Origin of the sequence: Streptomyces sp. NBC_01232, from assembly GCF_035989885.1 — a bacterium.
Classification (GTDB): domain Bacteria; phylum Actinomycetota; class Actinomycetes; order Streptomycetales; family Streptomycetaceae; genus Streptomyces.
Genome location: NZ_CP108518.1, coordinates 3277264 through 3298655 on the forward strand (window position 1 = coordinate 3277264; position 21392 = coordinate 3298655).

The window sequence follows — 21392 nt, forward strand, 5'->3', positions numbered from 1 at the left end:
TTTCGCTGTCGGGAGCCGGGAGCCGGTGAGCCGGGCCGGGCTCAGATCTCGTACACCGCGCCCGCGTGCGCCAGGTCGACCCGGCCGCCGTAGACCGCGCGGGCGTCGGCGAGGTTCTGCTCGGGGTCGGTCCACGGCGGGATGTGGGTGAGGACGAGCCGGCCCACGCCGCCGCCGGCCGCGTACTCGCCCGCCTGGCGGCCGTTCAGGTGCAGGCCCGGGATGTCCTCCTTGCCGTGCGTGAAGGAGGACTCGCACAGGAAGAGGTCGACGCCGTCGGCGAGCAGGCCCAGCTCGGGGCAGGTGCCGGTGTCCCCGGAGTACGTGAGCGAGCGGCCGGCGTGCTCGATGCGGATGCCGTACGCCTCGACCGGGTGGGAGACCCGCTCGGTGCGGACCTGGAAGGGGCCGATCTCGAAGTTCCCGGACTTCAGCGTGCGGAAGTCGAAGACCTCGCTCATGGAGCGCTCGTCGGGGACGTCGTCGTAGGCGGTGGTGAGGCGCCGCTCGGTGCCCTCGGGCCCGTAGACGGGGATGGTGCCGCAGCGGCCGCCCTCGTGCCGGTAGTAGCGGGCGACGAAGTACGCGCACATGTCGATGCAGTGGTCCGCGTGCAGGTGGCTCAGGAAGATCGCGTCGAGGTCGTAGAGGCCGCTGTGGCGCTGGAGCTCGCCGAGGGCGCCGTTGCCCATGTCGAGGAGCAGCCGGAAGCCGTCGGCCTCGACGAGGTAGCTCGAACAGGCCGATTCCGCGGAGGGGAACGACCCCGAACAGCCGACGACGGTGAGCTTCATGGAGCGTGAACCTCCGAGGACGGTCCGTGGACGGAATGCGGGCCGTGCGTGCGTCGAGCGTAAGGCGCGAAACGTCCGGTCGCTCCTCCGCGGCAGGCCGTTGTGGGGGGAATCACCTGCGCTGTCACCCGGGGGAGCGACGGTGGGCACGGGCGTTGCCATGCCGGGGCGTTCCGGCGCGGCTACGGTCGAAGCATGGACACGTCCTGGTGGCCCGCGGTGGCCGCGGTGGTGGCCGTGGCGCTGCTGGTGCTGGTCGCCGGAGGCCGGCTGGGTCTCCCGCGCCGGGCCCGGCCGGCGCACGGGCCCGGTCCGCCGCCGCAGCCGAAGGCTGGTGAGCTGTGGTCGCTGGCGGACGGCCGTACGTGCCTGGTCCTCGCGGTGAGGTCGGTACGGGGCCACCGGGCGCGGGTCGCGTGGATCACCGGGAAGTACGACGACCGGCGGGCCGGGGTGATCCCGCTGCCCCCGGGGACGGTGGGCTCGCAGGGCCGGGCGGCTTTCCTGGAGGCCGACCGGCCGGCGGAGGTGTCGCTGTGGGAGTTCCGGACCCGGATGGGGATGCTGGACCCGGCGGTGTGGGACGAGATCAAGGGGCTGGGAGGCGCACGGTGACACGGGAGCCGGTGATCCGCCTGCGGCGGGTGTACGACGCGCCGGATCCGGCGGCGGACGGGGTGCGGGTCCTGGTGGACCGGCTCTGGCCGCGGGGTCTGGCGAAGGCGGCGGCCGGGGTGGACGAGTGGCCGAAGGCGGTGACGCCGTCTTCGGAGCTGCGGAAGTGGTTCCACGCGGGCGGGTCGGCGCGGGAGTTCCGGGAACGGTACGAGGCGGAGCTGGCGGAGCCGGAGGCGGTGGCGGAGCTGGATCGCCTCCGCGGGTTGATCGGGGGCGGGCCGGTGACGCTGCTGACCGCGGTCAAGGACCCGGCTTCCAGCCACGCGGCCGTGCTCGCGGAGCTGCTGTCCGACTAGCGGTGCGGTGCGGTGCCGCTGCGCGGAGCCTCTCCCCGCCCCGCCCTTTCGCCGTTTCCCGGGCTCTGCCCGGACCCGCGCCTCAAACGCCGGCGAGGCTGGCTTTCAGCCTCGCCGGCGTTTGCGGCGCGGGGGTTCGGGGGCGGCGCCCCCGACAGCGGCGCCGCAGGGGCTACGCCCAGAGCTGGCCCTGGAGGACCTCGATGGCTTCCTCGGTGGTCGCGGCCGTGTAGACGCCCGTCGAGAGGTACTTCCAGCCGCCGTCGGCCACGACGAAGACGATGTCGGCCGACTCGCCGGCGGCCACCGCCTTGCGGCCGACGCCGATCGCCGCGTGCAGGGCGGCTCCGGTGGAGACTCCCGCGAAGATGCCCTCCTGCTGGAGCAGCTCGCGCGTACGGGTCACCGCGTCCGCCGAGCCCACCGAGAAGCGGGTGGTGAGCACGGAGGCGTCGTAGAGCTCCGGGACGAAGCCCTCGTCCAGGTTGCGCAGCCCGTAGACGAGGTCGTCGTAGCGCGGCTCGGCGGCGACGATCTTGATGCCGTCCACGTGTTCGCGCAGGTAGCGGCCGACGCCCATGAGGGTGCCGGTGGTGCCCAGGCCCGCGACGAAGTGGGTGATGGAGGGGAGGTCCGCGAGGATCTCCGGGCCCGTGGTGGCGTAGTGCGCGCCCGCGTTGTCGGGGTTGCCGTACTGGTAGAGCATCACCCAGTCCGGGTGCTCCGCGGCCAGTTCCTTGGCCACCCGGACCGCGGTGTTCGAGCCGCCGGCGGCCGGCGACGGGATGATCTCGGCTCCCCACATGGCCAGCAGGTCGCGCCGCTCCTGGCTGGTGTTCTCCGGCATCACGCACACGATGCGGTAGCCCTTGAGCTTGGCCGCCATCGCCAGCGAGATGCCGGTGTTGCCCGAGGTGGGCTCGAGGATGGTGCAGCCGGGGTACAGCCGGCCGTCCTTCTCGGCCTGCTCGACCATGTGGAGCGCGGGGCGGTCCTTGATCGAGCCGGTCGGGTTGCGGTCCTCCAGCTTCGCCCAGATGCGGACGTTGTCCGAGGGCGAGAGCCGGGGCAGCCGGACCAGCGGCGTGTTGCCGACCGCGGCCAGCGGGGAGTCGTAGCGCATTACTTCGATCCGCCGGCCACGGCCGGGAGGATGGTGACGCTGTCGCCGTCCTTGAGCGCGGTGGAGATGCCGTCGAGGAAGCGGACGTCCTCGTCGTTCAGGTAGACGTTGACGAAGCGGCGCAGCTGGCCGCCGTCGACGATGCGCTCCTCAATGCCCTTGTGGCGGGTCTCCAGGTCGGCGAAGAGGTCGGCGAGGGTCGCGCCCTCGCCGGAGACGGCCTTCTCGCCTTCGGTGTAGGTGCGGAGGATGGTGGGGATGCGGACCTCGATGGCCATGGCTGTCTCCAGTCGTCGGGGAGTGCGTGCGAAGCGTGGGAAGGGTGCGGCGCGCGGTTCGTCGGCCCTCCGCGCGGAGGGCTCCGGTGCTCAGAGCGCAGGACAGATGGCACTGGCGAGGCGGCACAGGTCGACGTGCAGCCGCGCCACGAGCAGTAGCCTGCCGGGCGTCTCGATGCTCACGTCGTGGGAAACCATGCGGTCATGTTAACGATTCCCGGTCCCCCGTTTGGAGTGTGATCCCGCATCGTGGACGTCAAGCGCTCACATACTGGTCAGTAAGCGTCGACGACCTGCACTTCTTCCTCGGTGATCACTCCGTCGAGGATCCGGTACGAGCGGAACTGGAACTCCCCGAGGCCGTCCTTGTCCGCCGTCGAGACGAGCACGTAGTGGGCGCCGGGCTCGTTCGCGTAGGTGACGTCCGTGCGCGAGGGGTAGGCCTCGGTCGCGGTGTGCGAGTGGTAGACGATCACCGGCTCCTCGTCGCGGTCGTCCAGATCGCGGTAGAGCTTCAGCAGATCCTTCGAGTCGAACTCGTAGAACGTGGGCGAGCGGGCCGCGTTGAGCATCGGGACGAAGCGCTCGGGGCGGCCGGTGCCCGCCGGGCCGGCCACGACACCGCACGCCTCGTCGGGGTGGTCCTGGCGGGCGTGCTCGACGATCCGGTCGTACAGGGCCTGGGTGAGGGTCAGCATGAGCGACAGGATAAGCAGACGGGCCCTTCCGTACCGAGGAGTGGTACGGAAGGGCCCGCATGATGGACACAGGGTCCGTGGGAACGTGGTTCCGGGCCTGGTTACGAGGCCTTGCTGAAGGCCGCGGCGCGCGGGTCGCGGGACTTCATGACCAGGTACGAGACGCCCAGGATCAGGCCCCAGAGGGGGGCGCAGTACAGCGACACGCGGGAGTCCTTGTCGGCGCCCATCATCACGATGACCATGCCGATGAAGAGCAGCGCGAACCAGCTGGTGTACGGGGCGCCGGGGGCGCGGAACGCGGACTGCGGCAGCTCGCCGCGGTCGGCCTTGGCCCGGTAGCGGATCTGGCAGACCAGGATCATGATCCAGGCCCACATGCCGGAGATGGTGGCGAAGGAGACGACGTAGTCGAAGGCCTTGCCCGGGGCGACGTAGTTGATCCAGACGCCCACCAGCATCAGCGCGGCGGAGAAGGTGGTGCCGATGAGCGGGGTGCCGCTCTTGGTGAGCCTGGTGAAGAACTTCGGGCCCTGGCCGTTGAGGGCGAGGTCGCGCAGCATGCGGCCGGTGGAGTACATGCCCGAGTTGCAGGAGGACAGGGCGGCGGTCAGCACGACGAAGTTGACGATTGCGGCGCCGATGCCGAGGCCCATGCGCTCGAAGGCGGCGACGAAGGGCGAGACGCCGGGCTGGAAGTGCGTCCACGGGACGACCGATAGGATCATGATCAGCGCGCCGACGTAGAAGACGGCGATGCGCCACGGCACGGTGTTGATGGCCTTGGGCAGGGTCTTCTCGGGGTCCTTGGACTCGCCGGCGGTGACGCCGACCAGCTCGACCGCGAGGAAGGCGAACATCACGATCTGCAGGGTCATCAGCGTGCCGCCGATGCCCTTGGGGAAGAAGCCGCCGTCGTTCCACAGGTTGGAGACGGTGGCGGTGTCGGCCGCGTCGGAGAAGCCGATGGTGAGGATGCCGGCGCAGATCAGGATCATGCCGACGATGGCGGTGACCTTGACCATGGAGAACCAGAACTCCAGCTCACCGAAGAGCTTCACGGAGATCAGGTTGGCGGCGTAGAGGATGACCGTGAAGATCAGCGCGTAGGCCCATTGCGGGAAGCTGTCGTGGGTCCAGTACGACATGTACTGCGCGGCCGCGGTGACCTCGGTGATGCCGGTGACCACCCAGAACAGCCAGTAGGTCCAGCCGGTGACGTATCCCCAGAACGGACCCAGGAACTCGCGGGCGTAGTCCGAGAAGGAACCGGAGACGGGCCGGTACATGAGCAGCTCGCCCAGGGCCCGCATGATGAAGAAGATGACCAGGCCGGCGATGGCGTACGCCAGGATCAGGCTCGGGCCGGCCTTGGAGATGGCCTTGCCCGCCCCCAGGAACAGGCCGGTGCCGATGGCCCCGCCGATGGCGATCATCTGGATCTGGCGGGCGCCGAGCGTGCGGTGGTAGCCCTCGCCGCCCTCGCCCTGTGTGCCCTCACCGGGCGTCTTGTCGTGCTGCTCGACCTGCACAGAGGTCATGTCTGGTGCGCCTTTCTCCACGCCGGTCCGCGCCTTCATTGGCTGCGGATCGGGTCCTCGATCCCCCCGGATACGGATGGAGTTGCACGCCGGCGATCAGCCGGTCCAAGCGAGCCGGGGGACATGGGTGGCGTCCCGTCGGCGATCGTGAAGATTTATCACGTGCTTACGGCTGCCCGCGGGGGAGAAATGTGGCGCAGGGCATCAAAAATTCACCCCAAAGGCGCTCAAATGGATCAGATCACCGCATGGCGGTGATCTGATCGTTATCCGGATTTGAGCGTCCGCTGAGCGAACGGAGTGCCCTCTTGAGGATCTTCAGAGGGTTTCGATCAAGGTCTCCTGGAGACCGCCGAGCCACAGGTACGCCATCACCATCGGCTTGCGCGGGTCCTCGTCCGGCAGCCGGAACAGCATCGCGCTCTCGTCGTCCTCGGTGATGTCCAGGCGGGCCGCGATGGTCAGTCGCAGGTCGTTGAGCGCGCCGAGCCAGCGCAGCGGCAGCTCGCCGGACAGCTCCAGCACCGCCGCCCCGTCGCCGGCCGGGGTGAGCCCGTTCAGGCTGTGCACGACCGCCAGCGCGTCCTCGCGCTTGCGGGCGCGCAGGTCGTTCTCGGTGAAGCGGCGGAACTCCGCCGCACGGGCGGCGATCTCCTCCGGGTCCACGCCCTTGTCACCGTCGCCGTCGGGGGACCCGTACGCGTCGGGGAAGAGCCGGGCCAGCGCCGGGTCGGACGGAGGCTCGGAGGGACCCTCGGCGAACAGTGCGGCGAGCGGGTCGTCGTCCTCGGCGGGCTCCGGCCGGCCGGGTCCGATCAGCTCCAGCAACTGGACGGCCAGGGAACGAAGGATCGAGATCTCGATCTCGTCGAGCGCGATGGCGGCGCCGCCGCCCTTGAGGGACTCGAAGGTGCCGCCCATCAGTTGCGGTCCTGCGTGAGGGTCGCCCACAGGCCGTAGCCGTGCATGGCCTGCACGTCGCGCTCCATTTCCTCGCGGGTGCCGCTCGAGACGACCGCCCGTCCCTTGTGATGGACATCGAGCATCAACTTGTGTGCCACGTCCTTGGAATAGCCGAAGTACGCCTGGAACACGTACGCCACGTAGCTCATGAGGTTGACCGGGTCGTTGTGCACCAGGGTCACCCAGGGGACGTCGGGTTCGGGGACCGCGAAGGTCTCTTCGGCCGATTCGGTGCGTTCGATCTCAACAGGAGCAACACTCACTCGTCCCATGCTGCCACCTCGACTGCGCCGCTGCCCAAACAGGGACCGCACGGCCCCCGCCACCGAGCGCTCTTCTACCCCGCGAAGGGCCGGTCTCACAATCGGCACCCACATCTCGTCACTTTGACGAAATGTGCGCTAGCATCCCAGCCATGAACCCTGCGGACCTGGGCCTGCCGGTGGACGTGCCGTCGACAGCGCTCTTCACGGACCATTACGAGCTCACGATGCTGCAGGCCGCACTGGCCAACGGCACCGCCGACCGACGCTCGGTCTTCGAGGTGTTCACCCGGCGGCTGCCCGAGGGACGCCGCTACGGGGTGGTCGCCGGAACCGGGCGGGTGCTCGACGCGGTGGAGAACTTCCGCTTCGACGGCGCCGTGCTGGAATTCCTGCGCGAACGGGCCGTCGTCGACATGCGGACCCTGGACTGGCTCGCCTCCTACCGCTTCTCCGGCGACATCTGGGGCTATCCGGAGGGGGAGGTCTACTTCCCCGGCTCCCCCGTCCTGCGGGTGGAGGGCAGCTTCGCCGAGTGCGTCCTGCTGGAGACCGTGATCCTGTCGATCCTGAACCACGACTCGGCCATCGCCGCGGCCGCCTCCCGGATGTCCTCGGCGGCGGGCGGACGCCCGCTGATCGAGATGGGCGCGCGGCGCACCCACGAGCTGGCCGCCGTCGCCGCGTCGCGGGCCGCGTACGTGGGCGGCTTCACCTCGACCTCGGACCTGGCGGCCGGATTCCGGTACGGCATCCCGACGGTCGGCACGAGCGCCCACGCCTTCACCCTGGTCCACGACAGCGAGCGGGACGCCTTCACCGCGCAGGTGGCCTCGCTGGGGCGGGGCACCACCCTGCTGGTGGACACCTACGACGTGGCCGAGGCGGTCCGCACGGCGGTGGAGATCGCCGGACCGGAGCTGGGCGCGGTCCGGATCGACTCCGGCGACCTGCTGCTGGTGGCCCACCGGGTACGGCAGCAGCTGGACGAGCTGGGCGCGACCTCGACGAAGATCGTGGTCACCTCGGACCTCGACGAGTACGCCATCGCCTCGCTGGCGGCGGCGCCGGTGGACGCGTACGGCGTGGGCACCCAGCTGGTGACGGGCAGCGGGCACCCGACGTGCTCGATGGTCTACAAGCTGGTGGCGCGGGCCACCTCGGCGGACCCCAAGGCTGCGCTGGCGCCGGTGGCGAAGAAGTCCTCGGGCGGGAAGACCTCGATCGGCGGCCGCAAGTGGGCCGCGCGGCGGCGGGACGCGGAGGGCGTGGCGGAGGCCGAGGTGATCGGCGTGGGTCCCGTGCCGGCGGCCCTGGCCGACGACCAGCTCCTGACCCAGCTGGTCAAGGCCGGCGAGGTGGTCGCCCGCGAGCCGCTGGAGGCCGCGCGGGACCGCCACCGCGCCGCCCGCGCGGGCCTGCCGCTCTCCGCGACACAGCTCTCCCGCGGCGAGGCCGTACTCCCGACCGAGTACGTCTAGGTCCGCGGGCCCGCCGGCGGGGCCGAATGAGCCCCGCCGGCGATCGGGGCGCGGGCGCGGAGCGCCGTGGGGTCCGGGGCAGGGCCCCAGTTTCGGGAAGGGGCGGGGTGGGGGAAGAGCCCCCCGCAAGTCCCGCCGCAGCACACCATCGAGCCGAAGGGCACGCGAAATGCACCGCGCACTGATCGTCGTCGACGTACAGAACGACTTCTGCGAGGGCGGCAGCCTCGCGGTCACCGGCGGAGCCGACGTCGCCGCCGCCGTCACCGAGTACATCGGGCAGGCCACGCCCGCGTACCGGCACGTCGTCGCCACCCGCGACCACCACGTCGACCCCGGGTCGCACTTCGCGCACCCCCCGGCCGAGCCGGACTTCGAGACCTCCTGGCCCGTCCACTGCGTCGCCGGGACCGAGGGCGTGGGCTTCCACCCGAACTTCGCCCCGGCCGTCGCCTCGGGAGCCGTCGCCGCCGTCTTCGACAAGGGCGCGTACGAGGCCGCGTACAGCGGTTTCGAGGGCGCCGACGAGAACGGGGCGACCCTCGGCCAGTGGCTGCGGGACCGGCAGGTCACCGAGGTGGACGTGGTCGGCATCGCCACCGACCACTGCGTGCGGGCCACCGCCCTCGACGCCGCCCGCGCCGGCTTCGGCACCCGCGTCCTGCTGGACCTGACGGCCGCCGTGGCCCCGCACACGACCGCACGGGCCCTGGACGAGCTCCGTGCGGCCGGTGTGACCCTCGTCGGCGGCCAGACGGCCCGGACCGCCCAGGACGCGCCCTGACCCGCTAGGTGCCCAGCAGGGCCCGGATGGGGTGCCAGAGCTCCTGCGCGCGGTCCGGTGCGCCGCGCCACAGCAGGCCGTCCGGATGGTGCAGGACGGCCGTCACCTCGTCCGGCGTCGGCGGGTGCGCGTTGCCCCGCAGGTACACCGCCCGCATCCCGAGGTTCCGCAGCCTGGTCAGGGCGCGGGCCCGGTTCGCGGCGTGCACCAGCACGCGGACATTTCCACCTTCTCCGGACGGCCTCGGCAGCGTGAGCGCAACCACCACACTGCCGCCCGGCAATCTGACGAAACCTCCACCTGGCACGGCTGTCATCTCCCCCGTCAATAAGAAACTCGTACCGGGCATCTAAACGCGATCGGCCGCCGCCCGCTAGGGGGCGACGGCCGATCATGCTTTGACCTGCAGTTTTACCGAGTTACTTCTTCGAGGGACCCACCTCGACGGTCATGACTTCACCGTCGTAGGTCTCCTTCAGGATCTTGATCTTGGTGTTGGTGTCAGTGACCTTCACCGATCCGGTCGGGTTCTCGTCGTAGTAGTACTTGCCCTTGCTGTCGTCGAAGACCAGGTTCGCGGGCTTCGGCTTCAGGAACAGCGACTCGCCGTTCTTGTGCAGGGTGAAGGCATCCGTCGAGTACGCGCTGAACGCGGCGTCGTACGGCTGGATCTTGTTGCGCAGCAGGGTGCCGTCCGCCCACTTCATGGGCTTGGCGTTGGCGTCGATCGGGAGGATCAGACCCTGGCCCGGGTGGGCGCTGGTGTTGTTGTCCTTCTGGCTGGTGTCCCACTGCCAGATGAGCAGGCCGTCCTGGTACGGGTAGTGCTCGACCCAGTCGGGCTTGGTGTTGCCGAAGCCGAAGTTGTACGGGCCGACCTTGAGGGTCTTGTCGTACGAGACGTAGCGGCGGTTCTCGGCCAGGTAGTACTGCGCGTACTCCTTGGTGAAGCTGGCGCCGATCCGCGTGAAGCCCTTGCCGGTCCAGCCGTTGTCGCCGTTCTCGGCGCCGTCGGTGAACAGCGCGGAGCCGTCCGCGGTGATGGTGAGGGCGTCACCGGTGAAGCCCTTGCCGCCCGCGCCGCCGTCCGTCTGGTAGCGGAAGCGGAGGTCGACCTTCTTGCCCGCGTAGGCGTCGAGCGGGAAGTTGAGGTTCTTCCAGGCGCCGGAGACACCGGTCAGCGACGGGCTGCCGGAGGCGTCGACCGGGAGGGCCGTGCCGTCGGCGGTGCCGGCGAGAGCGGTCCAGGTGGCGCCGCCGTCCGTGGACACCTCGGTGTAGAGGTAGTCGTAGTCGGCCTCGATGTCCCACCAGCCCTTGAGGGACACGGCGGCGGACGTCTTGCCCGTCAGGTCGACGGAGCGGGTCAGGGTGTTCTTGAGGTCGTCACCCATGCCGCTCCACCACTGGGTGGAACCCTCGGCGGGCGCGACGACCTCGGTCTTGACCTGCTTCTTGGGCAGCTCGACGACCAGCGCCTGCTTGTCCTTGGTGTTGAACGCCGACACGCCCAGCTTGTGGGTGGACTTCGTCGCGGCCTTCGCCGTGTCGTAGTTCAGCCAGCCCAGCTGGAGCTTGTCCCAGGCGGTCATGTCGCCCGGGAGGTCGCCGATCGAGTCCTTGCCGGTGCCGAGCCAGGAGCCGGCCGACATCAGGGACCAGAAGCCGACGCCGTTCTCGCCGCCACCGGAGGTGTCGTAGAGGTCCGGCAGGCCCAGGTCGTGGCCGTACTCGTGCGCGAAGACGCCGAGGCCGCCGTTCTCGGGCTGCATCGTGTAGTCGCCGACCCAGATGCCGGAGTTGCCGATCTGGGTGCCGCCGGCCTTGTTGTTGTCCGGGCCGGTCTTGCCCGCCGCGGTGCCGTAGGCGTACCAGCGGTGCGCCCACAGCGCGTGCGTGCCCTGCACGCCGCCGCCGGCCGACTCGTCCTCGCCCGCGTGGACGATCTGGAAGTGGTCGATGTAGCCGTCGGGCTCGTTGAAGTTGCCGTCGCCGTCGAAGTCGTAGCGGTCCCAGAGGTCGTACTGGGCCAGCTTCGCCTTGATCTCGGCGTCGGACTTCCCGGCCTTCTTCTGGCCCTCCACCCACGCCGTGACGCCGTCCTTGACGGTGTCCCAGACGTTGGAGCAGTTCGACTGGCCGCAGTAGTTGGAGCCGTAACGGCCCTCGTTGTACGGGACCTTGACCCAGTCGGCGACCTCGCCCTCGACCGAGTAACGGCCCGAGGAGGTCTTCTCGTAGTAGGTCTTCAGCGAGTCCTTGCCCTGACCCGACGCGAAGTACAGGTCCTGGAAGTAGTCGCGGCTGAAGTCCTTGCGCCAGGCGGTGCTGTTGTCCTTGGCGCGGTCCGGCTGGGCGATCGTGTTGTGCAGCGGACCAGGGGTGCCGCCGTACTTCGGGACCGCCGGCTGCGGGCCGGGACCGTCCGGGTCGTGCATGGTCGTGTTGTCGACCTGGTCGCCGAACTCGACGAGGATCGTGAAGATCTTGTCGGTCTTCTCGCGGCCGAGCTCGACGTACTTCTTGTCGTCGAGCTTGACGACCTTGGAGGCGCCGCGCTGCTCGACGTCCTTCTTGCCCTGCAGAACCTGGTCCAGAGCGGCCTTGCGCTGCTGCGCCTGCTGCTCGCTGAACGGGCCCTTGAGGTCGTGCTCGACGACCTTGGCAGGCGCGGTCGGGTCCTGCCGGTCGGCGACCGGGGCGGCCGGGGCCTTGCCCTCGGCCTGAGCCGCGGTAACGGTGAAGAAAGTGGCGCTCGTCGCACAAGCTGCCATGGTCACGGTGACGGCTGCGGCACGTATCGCACGCCGTCTGGCGGAATTGCTGGTCACTTGATGTCGTTCCCCTCCCGCGGCCGCAACGTAGGTCGGAACTTCTCCATAGGAGCGGGGGGTTCCGCGCGGCGCGCGTCTCAAGTGACGACATTTGACCGGAGAGACGCAAGAAAAGACAGACCTTGACTTGACCCTTACAACTGCACTATGCGGTCAGGGAGTTCCGGTATCCGGACGTTCCGCTGTCATACGGGGCGAACGGCGCTTCCCGACCCCGGCACAGGTCCGTCCCGTCCCCCTTTCTCCCGCTGCGGCGGCCCGCGACCGGCCGACGTCGCCCGGAAAATGATCCCGTGCGCCCCCCATGCTCCGGCACCGTGTGTTAGGTCACGCTTACCGGTGGTCCGACTAGGGCATCTCCCGTCATAGAGTCACTTGACGCGCGAACCGGTTGAGCCGACTCCCCCTCCCCTCACCGAGGACGGATATCGCCATGCCGCGTCCGACTGCCGCACAGCTCGCTTACGGGTCCGCCACGGTCGTCGTGTCGACGATCGCCATGCTGCTGCTCTCGCAGACGAGCACCGGGCTCGGCGTCGCGGTCATCTCCGCCGCCGCGCTCGCCCTGGGTCTGCTCGTCGCCGTCACCGTGCCCGCCCCGCGGCGCCGCGGCCGCCATGCGGCCCGTACGGGCGCCCCCGCGGCCGCCGTCACGCCCGCGGCCCAGGAGGGCGCGGCACAGGGCTCCCGGGTGCCCGAGCCCCGTTCGGCCACGGTCGACCACCCCGTTCACCACTGACCTTCCGCGCCCAACGCGACGCGGGCGGCCTCCCGTTGGGGAAGGCCGCCCGCGTTGCGGTGCGTGCGGTGACGCCTAAGTGGTGGACTGGACGACGACCGTCTTGCCGACCTTGTCGTGCAGGCCCTGCTTGTACGGCTTGTCGACCAGGATCGAGACGACCAGCGCGATCGGCCACAGGCACGCGCAGCAGATCAGCGTCGGCAGCCAGAGCACGGCGGCGCGGCCGAGGGCGGCGCCGGAGTTCGGCACACTGCCGTCGTTGAGCATCGCGACGCGCAGGTTCATCAGCTTCTTGCCGACGGTCTGGCCGTTCTTCTTGGTGAACCACCAGTCGTAGCCGACGTACGCGACGATCGAGATCAGCGTCATGACCAGGCCGCTGCCGCTGTAGGACTGCGAGACGACGTCGCTGATGTCCTCGCCCTGGCCGCTGTCGAACCGGTAGCGGCTCGTGCCGAAGGCCAGCTGGATGAGGGCCAGCGGGATGGCGATGATGACCACGTCGATGATGCGCGCGAGGAGCCGCTTGCCGAAGTCGGCGAGCGGGGGCATCCCGGCGAGCGGATCGGGCATGCCGTAGCCGCCGCTCCCGCCGTAGGGGTCCCCTCCGCCGTACGGAGGCGGCGGGGGCGGGTATCCCCCTCCGCCGCCCGGGCCTCCGGGGGGCGGCGGCGGAGGACTACCGCTTCCGGGAGGCGGCGGGCCGTACGGCGAACCGCCCGACGGAGGCGTCGGTTCCTGGGGCTTCTTGAGGAACGGGTCGTCCTCGGGCGGCTGGCCCGGCGGCGGCTGGTCGGTACTCATGGCCCGAGTCGAACCCGGCTCCGGCCACCTCGCAACGGGACCGCGTCCATTCGGGGGGAGGCGCGGGTCCGGGGCAGCCCGAACCGGTCAGCGGGCCACGTACGTCCTGGCCGCCTTGTCGTGCCAGGCCTGGCGGCGCGGGCGGTCCACGAGGCACCAGAGGCTGCCCGGGAGGCCGAGGAAGGCGTACACGAGCCAGCGGCGCAGGGCCGCGCCGAAGGTGGGCGGGCGCAGCGTGGCGGTGGCCAGGACCCGAATGCCGAGCAGCTTCTTGCCCGGGGTGCGGCCCCAACGGGCGGTGGGCAGCGCCTCGTACAGGATCCCGAAGAGGAGGACCGCGCCGAGGACCAGGCCCAGGTGACCGGCGATGGTCGTGTCGAGGAGCCAGACGGTGGTGGTGCGGCCGCTCGCGCGGGCGGCGTCCACCTTGGCCTCGACGTGGGCGGTGGCCCCGGGCAGGAGGGGCCGGGCGACCGCCACCGCGACGGCGGCGAGGACGAGGGAGTCCAGGGCGCGGGCCGTGGCACGGCGCATCAGGCCCGCGGGGCGCACGGCCCGTTCCGCCATCCGCTCGAACACCTCCCGGGGCGTACGGGCCCCCGCGGGGCGGGAGCCGGAGGCGGAGCCGGCCGGGCGGTCCTGCCCGGGGGTGCTCGGCTCCGGGTTCCGGGGCCGGGGCTCGGCGGGAGCGGCCGCCGTCTCGGGCCGCGCCGCGATCCTCGGGCGTACTCCGGCGGGGCGCGGGGCCCACACCTCGGGCCGGTCGGCGGCCGGGGCCTCGGCCTCGGGCGCGGGCACCCGGGCAGGGGTGGGGACGGGGGCCGGCGCCGGGACAGGAACGGGCGCGGGGGCAGGTGCGGCGGCCACCGCCTCGGGCCAGGAGGAGGTGAGCCCGGAGGCACCGGGCCCGCCGGTCCCGGGGGCGTCGGGCCAGGCCTGGGCCGGGGTGCGGTCCTGCGCCGGGGTCCGGTCCTGCGCCGGGGTCTGGGCGGCCGGGGACCGGTCCGGTGCCGGGGCCTGGGCGGCCGGGGACCGGACCGACAGGATCCCGGCGGAGGCCTGCCCGGAACGTCTCGAGGCCGCTGCGGCGGGGGCCGCCGCGGCAGCCGCCGTACGGGCCAGAGAGATGCCCGCGGACCGCGGGGCGGCCTGTCCCACGCCCGATTCCGGCAGGGGTTCCGGCCGGGGTTCCGGTTCGGGACGGGGCGCGGAACGGGGGGCGGGCTGCGGGTCCGGCGCGCTGCCCCACGACACCCGGTGGTCGCGGGGCCCGCCGAAGCCGGCCTGGTGCAGGGGGTCTGCCTGCCACACCACGGGCTCGGCGGCCGCCTCGGCGACGGGCACAGGAGCCGGGGCCGGGGCGGCGGCGTGCTCCGGCAGCGCCTCGGCCGTGGAGGTGTCGTCCAGGAACACCGGCCCGGTCTCGTCCGCGCGCGGGGCGTGCCCGCCGCGGACGGCGGGGGCGGCGACGGGCGCGGGCGCGGCGGGCGCCGGCTCCGGGGCAGGGGCAGGGCGGCTCGTTCCCGGAACCCAGGCCGCGCCGTTCCAGTAGCGGATGTACCCCGGGATGGACGGATCCGGGTAGTAGCCCTCGCGGGCCGCGTGCTCGCCGTCACCAGGGGAGGCCGTCATGTCCCCAACTCCGATCGTGGCTTGAGGCTTGTGCAAGGGAGGACCATAGCCAAGAACCACCCCCCGGCAGGTCCGGTAACGGGAGAATCCAAGCAAACGAGCGAACGTCACCCTCCATGACGGTTTTCGGTCAGCCGATAGAAATCGGCCAATCTCCGGTTCGCCTCCGGAAGTCGCGTCATACCCGGGCACACCGGTGCTCTCTCCGGGTGTGGGGCGCCGTCCGGCCCCGCACACCGAACCGAAGTGAGGCCGTCATGCACCACCCCGTCATCGAGCGCGAGCTGGAACTGAAGCTGGTCCTGTCCCCCGAGCGCAGCATCCCCGTCCCCGCACGGCTCCTCTACCTCGCGCACGACCCGTACGCCGTGCACATCACCTTCCACACCGGCTCGAACACCCCCGTCAACTGGACCTTCGCGCGCGAGCTGCTCGTGGAAGGGGTGTTCCGCCCCTGCGGGCACGGCGACGTCCGGATCTGGCCCACGAAGGTCGACAACAAGGCCGTGCTCTGCATGGCGCTCACCTCCCCCGACGGTGACGCCCTCCTGGAGGCCCCCGCGACCTCCGTGTCGGCCTGGCTGGAGCGCACCCTGCGCGCCGTCCCGCCCGGCACCGAGACCGACCGCCTCGGCCTCGAGGCGGCGCTGGCCGAACTGCTCACCCCGACCCCGGCCGATGACCTGTGGCTGCGCGACCCGTGGCCGTCGGACGAGTCGGCGGACGGGGACCTGTGATGGCGGGCGGCCGTACGCCCGGCGGCGGACCCCGGCGGGGTACGTCAGAAGAGCTTGCCCGGGTTGAGCAGCCCCAGCGGGTCGAAGGCGTGCTTGACGGCGCGCTGCATCTCCAGCCCCACCGGTCCGAGTTCGCGGGCCAGCCACTCCTTCTTCAGCACGCCGACCCCGTGCTCGCCGGTGATGGTCCCGCCCAGGGAGAGCCCGAGCGCCATGATCTCGCCGAAGGACTCGCGGGCCCGCCGCGTCTCGTCCTCGTCCGCGGGGTCGAAGCAGACGATCGGGTGGGTGTTGCCGTCCCCGGCGTGCGCGCAGACCCCGATGAGCAGGTCGTGCGTACGGGCGATGGCGGCCGTCCCGTCGAGCATCTCGCCGAGCCGCGAGCGCGGTACGCAGACGTCGTCGATCATCGTCGCGGGCCTGAGCGCCTCCAGGGCGGGGAAGGACATCCGCCGGGCCTGGAGCAGCAGTTCGGACTCCGCCTCGTCCTCGGCGGGGACCACGGCGGTGGCCCCGGCGGCCGTGCACAGCTCTCCCACGGCCGCGAGGTCCTCGGGGGCGTGCGGGGTGTCGAAGGCGGCCAGCAGCAGGGCTTCGGTGGCCTCCGGCAGGCCCATCTTTCCGAGGGCGTTGACGGCCCGGACGGTCGTCCGGTCCATGAGCTCCAGCAGGGACGGGGTCAGGCCCGCCTCCATGACGGCGCAGACGGCGTCGCAGGCCGCCGCGACGGTGGGGAACTCGGCGGCCAGCGCCAGCTGACGGGGCGGCGCCGGCCGCAGGGCGAGGACGGCCTGGACGACGACACCGAGGCTGCCCTCGGAGCCGACGAAGAGCCGTGTGAGGTCGTAGCCGGCCACGCCCTTGGCGGTACGCCGGCCCGTGCGCAGCAGCCGTCCGTCGGCCAGGACCACGTCGAGGCCGAGCACGTACTCGGCGGTCACGCCGTACTTGACGCAGCACAGGCCGCCCGAGGCGGTGCCGATGTTGCCGCCGATGGTGCACTGTTCCCAGCTGGAGGGGTCGGGCGGGTAGTACAGGCCGCGGCGGGCGACCTCGCGGGAGAGCACGGCGTTCACCACGCCCGGCTCGACCACGGCGATCCGGTCGACGGCGCTGATCTCCAGGATCCGGTCCATCTTGACGAGCGAGAGCACGATGCAGCCGTCGGAGGCGTTGGCTGCGCCCGACAGGCCCGTCCGGGCGCCCTGCGGGACCACGGGGATCCGTAGCGCGGTGGCGGTGCGCATGACGTGCTGGACCTGTTCCACGGTCCGGGGCAGGACCACGGCGGCCGGGCTGCCGGCGGCGCAGAAGCTGGCCATGTCGGTGGCGTAGGAGGTGGTCACCTGGGGGTCGGTGAGCAGGGATTCGGCGGGGAGCCCTTCGAGCAGGCTTGCCCGCAGACGTGCGAAGAGATCGTCATCCATGGGACCAGCGTGGCAGTCGGCGGGGGCACTTCCCAGGGGTGGCCGAGGGACCATCGGTGTGAACACGCCCGCGCCCCTCTTCGGACACCTCGGCGAGCTCTTCATATTGACGCACAGTGACCCCATGGACCGTATCGACGAGGAATCGCAGACGCCGGCGCCGCCCGTGACCTTCACCGGCCGCAAGACGCTCGTGGCGGCCGCGGTCGCCGTGGTCCTGATCGCCGGGGCCCTGCTGATCCGGCCCGCCCGGACCGGTGACGACGCCCGCCCGCCCGAGCCGAGCGAGCGTGCCGCGTCGGCGGTGGGGATGGGCGCACCCGCGTCGGCGGTGGACGTGACGGCGCTGGTGGCGGACCGGGAGAAGTGGCTCGCGGCGCATCCGGACGACGACGCCTCGTGGGCCGTCCTCGGCTCCGCCTACCTCGAACGGGCACGGCGCACGGCCGATTCGGGCTGGTTCCCGAAGGCGGAGAAGGCGCTGAAACGCTCGCTGGAGGTACGCCCGGCCGAGAAGGGCAACTTCGACGCGATGACGGGCATGGGCGCGCTGGCCAATGCCCGGCGCGACTTCGGGACCGCCCGCAAGTGGGGCGAGCTCGTACGGGCGCAGGCGCCCAAGCGGTGGACGGCGTACCCGGTGCTGGTCGACGCGTACACCGGGCTCGGCGACTACAAGGGCGCGCAGCAGGCGATGGAGCTGCTGCTGGAGATGCGGCCGGGGCTGGCCGCGTACGTCAGGGCCTCGCAGGTCTACCGGGACCGCGGCTGGCGCGAGGACGCGGTGGTGGCGATGGAGCACGCGGCGGGCGCGGCCAAGGCCCCGGCGGAGAAGGCGTACGCGCTGTTCCGGCTCGGGGAGCTGTCCTGGGAGCGGGGCGACGCGACGGAGGCGCTGCGGCAGTACGAGGGTGCGCTGCGCACGGATCCGGCGCAGGCGCAGGCTCTGGGCGGGCGGGCCCGCGTGCTGGCGGCACTGGGGCGCGGCGGGGAGGCGGTGCGCGACTACCGGATGGCGCTGGGCCGGACGCCGGTGCCGCAGCTGGCGCGGGAACTGGGCGAGCTGCTGGAGTCGCTGGGGCGGGCGCAGGAGGCGCGCGCCCAGTACGACGCGCTGGCCACGATGGCGGCCCGGGACAGCGGGAACGGGGTCGACGACGACGTGGTGATCGGCCTGTACGAGGCGGACCACGGCGATGCGGCGGCGGCGGTGAAGCGCCTGTCGCAGGAGTGGTCGCGGCACAAGAGCGTGCAGGTCGCGGACGCGCTGGGGTGGGCGCTGCACCAGGCCGGCGAGGACGCGGCGGCGCTGGAGTACGCGAAGAAGGCCACGGAGCCGGGGCTGCGGAGCGCCGACTTCGCCTACCACCGGGCGATGATCGAGCAGGGGCTCGGTGACGAGGAGGCGGCCCGCCGGCACCTGCAGGAGGCCATGCGGACGAACCCGCACTTCTCGCCGCTGCGCGGGCCGCTGGCGAAGGAGGCCCTGGCGGCGATCGCGGCGCCGCCGCCGGGGGGCCCGGAGAACATCCGGCCGACGGCCCCGTGGGTGGAGCCGGAACTCCCGAAGGCGGCGAAGCCGACCCCGACCCCGGATCCGAAGGCCACGCCGGACCCGAAGGCCACGCCGGCACCGACGCCGTCGGGCCGTTGAGCCGCCGGAAGCACAGGGGCGCCGCACCCGTGCACGGGTGCGGCGCCGGGCCCCCCTCGGGCCGTGCCGTGACGACCCGCTGCCCGGTGCACCGAAGTGGTGCGGGCAGCGCGTCGGATTCTGCGGGCCGAGCCGCAGGCTAGAGGTTGCCGCGCTTGTCCTGCTCGCGCTCGATCGCCTCGAACAGGGCCTTGAAGTTGCCCTTGCCGAAGCCCATCGAGCCGTGCCGCTCGATGATCTCGAAGAAGACCGTCGGGCGGTCCTGCACCGGCTTGGTGAAGATCTGCAGCAGGTAGCCGTCCTCGTCGCGGTCGGCCAGGATCTTCAGCTCGCGCAGCTCGTCGATCGGGACGCGGGTGTCGCCGACCCACTCGCCGAGGGTGTCGTAGTACGTGTCCGGGACGGACAGGAACTGGACGCCCGCCGCGCGCATCGAGCGGACCGTGGAGACGATGTCGTTCGAGGCCAGCGCGATGTGCTGGACACCGGGGCCGTTGTAGAACTCCAGGTACTCGTCGATCTGCGACTTCTTCTTCGCGATCGCCGGCTCGTTGATCGGGAACTTGACCTTCTTGGTGCCGTCCGCGACGACCTTGGACATCAGCGCCGAGTACTCGGTCGCGATGTCGTCGCCCACGAACTCCTTCATGTTCGTGAAGCCCATGACCTTGTTGTAGAACGCGACCCACTCGTTCATCCGGCCGAGCTCGACGTTGCCGACGCAGTGGTCGATCGCCTGGAAGGTCCGCTTGGCCGGGGCCGCGACCATCGGCTCGGCGGCCGCGTAGCCCGGCAGGTACGGGCCGGTGTAGTCACCGCGCTCGACCAGCGTGTGGCGGGTCTGGCCGTAGGTGGCGATCGCGGCCAGCACGACCGTGCCGTGCTCGTCCTTGACCTCGTACGGCTCGTCCAGGCCGCGGGCGCCCTGCTCGACGGCGTACGCGTACGCCGCACGGACGTCGGGGACCTCGATGGCGAGGTCGATCACGCCGTCGCCGTGCTCGGCGACGTGCTCGGCGAGGAAGCGGCCGTGGTCGGTCGTCGCCTTGATGACCGAGGTCAGCACGAAGCGCGCGGAGCCGTTGGTCAGGACGTAGCTGGCCGTCTCGCGGGTGCCCGTCTCCGGTCCGGAGTAGGCCACGAGCTTCATGCCGAAGGCGGTCGAGTAGTAGTGCGCGGCCTGCTTGGCGTTGCCGACGGCGAAGACGACCGCGTCCATTCCCTTCACCGGGAAGGGGTCTGCCTCACGCGCGGTGTGCGGGGTGGTTTCGAGGTTCGCCAGAGACTCAGTCATGACCGCAGAGTCCCGCCGAACCACAAGCTGCGCAATAGTTTCCTCTTTGACTGTACAAACTGCCCAGGATGACCGCAGGCTGGTTGAAACATCTGTGCACTATGACCACCCACGAGCACGCGTGGGAACCCGGAGGCATCCATGGGCATCGACGAACTCGACGGCCGGCTCATCGTCCTGCTCGCCCGCGAGCCGCGGATCGGGGTCCTGGAGGCCTCGCGCCGGCTCGGCGTGGCCCGCGGGACGGTGCAGGCACGCCTGGACCGGCTCCAGTCGAACGGGGTGATCCGCGGGTTCGGCCCGCAGGTGGACCCGACGGCCCTCGGCTATCCGGTGACCGCGTTCGCGACGCTGGAGATCAAGCAGGGGCAGGGGGCCGACGTACGGGCTCACCTGAACGGGGTGCCGGAGGTGCTGGAGCTGCACACGACGACGGGGCACGGGGACATGCTGTGCCGGCTGGTGGCCCGCTCCAACGCCGACCTCCAGCGGGTCATCGACCGCGTCGTCGGCTTCGAGGGGATCGTGCGGGCCTCGACGGCGATCGTGATGGAGAACCCGGTACCGCTGCGGATCATCCCGCTGGTGGAACAGGCGGCGGAGGACGGCACCGGGGCCTGAACCCGGGCAGGCATCCAAAGAAGACGTTGCAAAGAAACCCTTGCATAGAGTTCTTTGGAACTCTATCGTCGAGCCATGCCCGAAAAGCCCCGGCCGCCGGAAGCGGCGACAGAGCCCAAGGTCCGCGCACTCGACGCACGTTCCCTGCGCGGCCTCGCCCACCCCCTGCGGATGCGGATGCTGACCGCTCTGCGGCACGACGGTCCGGCGACCGCGTCCCAACTCGCCGAACGCTTCGGTGAGTCCAGCGGCTCGACCAGCTACCACCTGCGCCAGCTCGCCACCCACGGCTTCGTCGAGGACGCGGTCGGGCACGGCAAAGGCCGCGAGCGCTGGTGGAAGGCCTCCCACGAGGGCAACAGCCTCGACGAGTCACTGATCCAGGACGCCGACCCGGCCACGCGCAGCGCGGCGGAGGTCTTCCTGCGGGAGATCGCCACGACCCACGCGCAGGAGGTCGGCGCCTGGCTCAACGACGCGCCCAACTGGTCGACGCAGTGGCGCAGCGGCTCCGACCTCAGCAACTTCACCCTGCGGCTGACCGCGGCACAGAGCGAGGAACTGCTGCACAGGATGCACGACTTGATCGACAGCTACCGCCGCCTGCCCGAGACGGACGGCACGGAGACGGTCCGTCTCCACACGCACGTCTTCCCGCTCGGCGCGTCCGAGTAGCCCCCTCTTTCCACCGGAACCGAAGGAGCCCTGCCGTCGTGCGCGCCTTAGCCCACACCCGCAGCCAGCCCGA

The 21392-nt window shown here is 71.3% G+C and carries 23 protein-coding genes; 9 read left to right on the plus strand and 14 right to left on the minus strand.

Going from position 1 to position 21392, the window contains the following annotated elements:
- Positions 1–41: 41 nt before the first annotated feature.
- Entirely contained in the window at positions 42–794 is a 753-nt protein-coding gene (locus tag OG444_RS15175; protein WP_327262683.1) for an MBL fold metallo-hydrolase, read from the minus strand.
- A gap of 195 nt (positions 795–989) precedes the next feature.
- Here OG444_RS15175 and OG444_RS15180 point away from each other — a divergent pair, with 195 nt between their 5' ends.
- Positions 990–1409: a hypothetical protein gene (locus OG444_RS15180; protein WP_327262684.1), complete on the plus strand. Its 420-nt coding sequence runs from the start codon at positions 990–992 to the stop codon at positions 1407–1409.
- Entirely contained in the window at positions 1406–1768 is a 363-nt protein-coding gene (locus OG444_RS15185; RefSeq protein ID WP_327262685.1) for a DUF488 domain-containing protein, read from the plus strand. Before OG444_RS15180 ends, OG444_RS15185 begins: the two co-directional genes overlap by 4 nt.
- A gap of 172 nt (positions 1769–1940) precedes the next feature.
- On the opposite strand, the gene OG444_RS15190 is transcribed toward OG444_RS15185, so the two are convergent.
- The 7 genes from OG444_RS15190 to clpS form a co-directional block, all read right to left on the minus strand.
- A complete protein-coding gene (locus tag OG444_RS15190) occupies positions 1941–2891 on the minus strand; it encodes a PLP-dependent cysteine synthase family protein (RefSeq protein WP_327262686.1) in 951 nt (316 codons plus the stop codon).
- A complete protein-coding gene (locus OG444_RS15195) occupies positions 2891–3169 on the minus strand; it encodes a MoaD/ThiS family protein (protein ID WP_030010597.1) in 279 nt (92 codons plus the stop codon). The genes OG444_RS15190 and OG444_RS15195 overlap by 1 nt, the downstream gene beginning before the upstream one ends.
- A gap of 90 nt (positions 3170–3259) precedes the next feature.
- A complete protein-coding gene (locus OG444_RS15200; RefSeq protein ID WP_314252769.1) occupies positions 3260–3367 on the minus strand; it encodes a putative leader peptide in 108 nt (35 codons plus the stop codon).
- Between the two features lie 77 nt (positions 3368–3444).
- Complete coding sequence (locus OG444_RS15205; RefSeq protein WP_327262687.1) at positions 3445–3867, minus strand: M67 family metallopeptidase; 423 nt, start codon at positions 3865–3867, stop codon at positions 3445–3447.
- A 101-nt stretch (positions 3868–3968) separates the two neighbouring features.
- A complete protein-coding gene (locus OG444_RS15210) occupies positions 3969–5408 on the minus strand; it encodes an amino acid permease (RefSeq protein ID WP_327262688.1) in 1440 nt (479 codons plus the stop codon).
- A 318-nt stretch (positions 5409–5726) separates the two neighbouring features.
- A complete protein-coding gene (locus tag OG444_RS15215; protein ID WP_327262689.1) occupies positions 5727–6329 on the minus strand; it encodes a DUF2017 domain-containing protein in 603 nt (200 codons plus the stop codon).
- A complete protein-coding gene (clpS, locus tag OG444_RS15220; protein ID WP_327262690.1) occupies positions 6329–6643 on the minus strand; it encodes an ATP-dependent Clp protease adapter ClpS in 315 nt (104 codons plus the stop codon). The genes OG444_RS15215 and clpS overlap by 1 nt, the downstream gene beginning before the upstream one ends.
- 143 nt (positions 6644–6786) lie before the next feature.
- Here clpS and OG444_RS15225 point away from each other — a divergent pair, with 143 nt between their 5' ends.
- Both OG444_RS15225 and OG444_RS15230 read left to right on the plus strand, forming a co-directional pair.
- Complete coding sequence (locus OG444_RS15225; RefSeq protein ID WP_327262691.1) at positions 6787–8115, plus strand: nicotinate phosphoribosyltransferase; 1329 nt, start codon at positions 6787–6789, stop codon at positions 8113–8115.
- Positions 8116–8284: 169 nt separating this feature from the next.
- Positions 8285–8899, plus strand: coding sequence for an isochorismatase family protein (locus OG444_RS15230; protein ID WP_327262692.1), 615 nt, complete (start codon positions 8285–8287; stop codon positions 8897–8899).
- Between the two features lie 4 nt (positions 8900–8903).
- Here OG444_RS15230 and OG444_RS15235 read toward each other — a convergent pair whose 3' ends face one another.
- Both OG444_RS15235 and OG444_RS15240 read right to left on the minus strand, forming a co-directional pair.
- The gene (locus tag OG444_RS15235; RefSeq protein WP_033226620.1) at positions 8904–9206 is read right to left on the minus strand and encodes a hypothetical protein; all 303 of its coding nucleotides are present in this window, start codon (positions 9204–9206) and stop codon (positions 8904–8906) included.
- A gap of 112 nt (positions 9207–9318) precedes the next feature.
- Positions 9319–11673, minus strand: coding sequence for an immune inhibitor A domain-containing protein (locus OG444_RS15240; protein ID WP_327262693.1), 2355 nt, complete (start codon positions 11671–11673; stop codon positions 9319–9321).
- 493 nt (positions 11674–12166) lie between these two features.
- Between OG444_RS15240 and OG444_RS15245 the strand changes: the two genes are divergently transcribed.
- Positions 12167–12472: a hypothetical protein gene (locus OG444_RS15245; RefSeq protein ID WP_327262694.1), complete on the plus strand. Its 306-nt coding sequence runs from the start codon at positions 12167–12169 to the stop codon at positions 12470–12472.
- A 75-nt stretch (positions 12473–12547) separates the two neighbouring features.
- Here OG444_RS15245 and OG444_RS15250 read toward each other — a convergent pair whose 3' ends face one another.
- Positions 12548–13279: an RDD family protein gene (locus OG444_RS15250; RefSeq protein WP_327262695.1), complete on the minus strand. Its 732-nt coding sequence runs from the start codon at positions 13277–13279 to the stop codon at positions 12548–12550.
- A gap of 87 nt (positions 13280–13366) precedes the next feature.
- Positions 13367–14911 carry an RDD family protein gene (locus OG444_RS15255; protein WP_327262696.1) on the minus strand — a complete coding sequence of 515 codons (1545 nt, stop codon included), beginning with the start codon at positions 14909–14911 and terminating at the stop codon, positions 13367–13369.
- Between the two features lie 257 nt (positions 14912–15168).
- Here OG444_RS15255 and OG444_RS15260 point away from each other — a divergent pair, with 257 nt between their 5' ends.
- The gene (locus OG444_RS15260) at positions 15169–15648 is read left to right on the plus strand and encodes an SsgA family sporulation/cell division regulator (RefSeq protein WP_327262697.1); all 480 of its coding nucleotides are present in this window, start codon (positions 15169–15171) and stop codon (positions 15646–15648) included.
- Positions 15649–15692: 44 nt separating this feature from the next.
- Here the strand turns inward: OG444_RS15260 and OG444_RS15265 are convergent, their stop codons facing one another.
- Positions 15693–17075 carry an FAD-binding oxidoreductase gene (locus tag OG444_RS15265; RefSeq protein ID WP_327262698.1) on the minus strand — a complete coding sequence of 461 codons (1383 nt, stop codon included), beginning with the start codon at positions 17073–17075 and terminating at the stop codon, positions 15693–15695.
- Between the two features lie 124 nt (positions 17076–17199).
- On the opposite strand from OG444_RS15265, the gene OG444_RS15270 reads away from it, so the two are divergent.
- Positions 17200–18729 (plus strand): tetratricopeptide repeat protein, encoded by a 1530-nt coding sequence (locus OG444_RS15270; RefSeq protein ID WP_327262699.1) that lies wholly within the window; start codon positions 17200–17202, stop codon positions 18727–18729.
- Positions 18730–18868: 139 nt separating this feature from the next.
- On the opposite strand, the gene hppD is transcribed toward OG444_RS15270, so the two are convergent.
- Complete coding sequence (hppD, locus tag OG444_RS15275) at positions 18869–20023, minus strand: 4-hydroxyphenylpyruvate dioxygenase (RefSeq protein ID WP_327262700.1); 1155 nt, start codon at positions 20021–20023, stop codon at positions 18869–18871.
- Positions 20024–20164: 141 nt separating this feature from the next.
- On the opposite strand from hppD, the gene OG444_RS15280 reads away from it, so the two are divergent.
- Entirely contained in the window at positions 20165–20644 is a 480-nt protein-coding gene (locus OG444_RS15280; RefSeq protein ID WP_327262701.1) for an Lrp/AsnC family transcriptional regulator, read from the plus strand.
- A 75-nt stretch (positions 20645–20719) separates the two neighbouring features.
- Complete coding sequence (locus OG444_RS15285) at positions 20720–21319, plus strand: helix-turn-helix domain-containing protein (protein WP_327262702.1); 600 nt, start codon at positions 20720–20722, stop codon at positions 21317–21319.
- Positions 21320–21392: the final 73 nt, after the last annotated feature.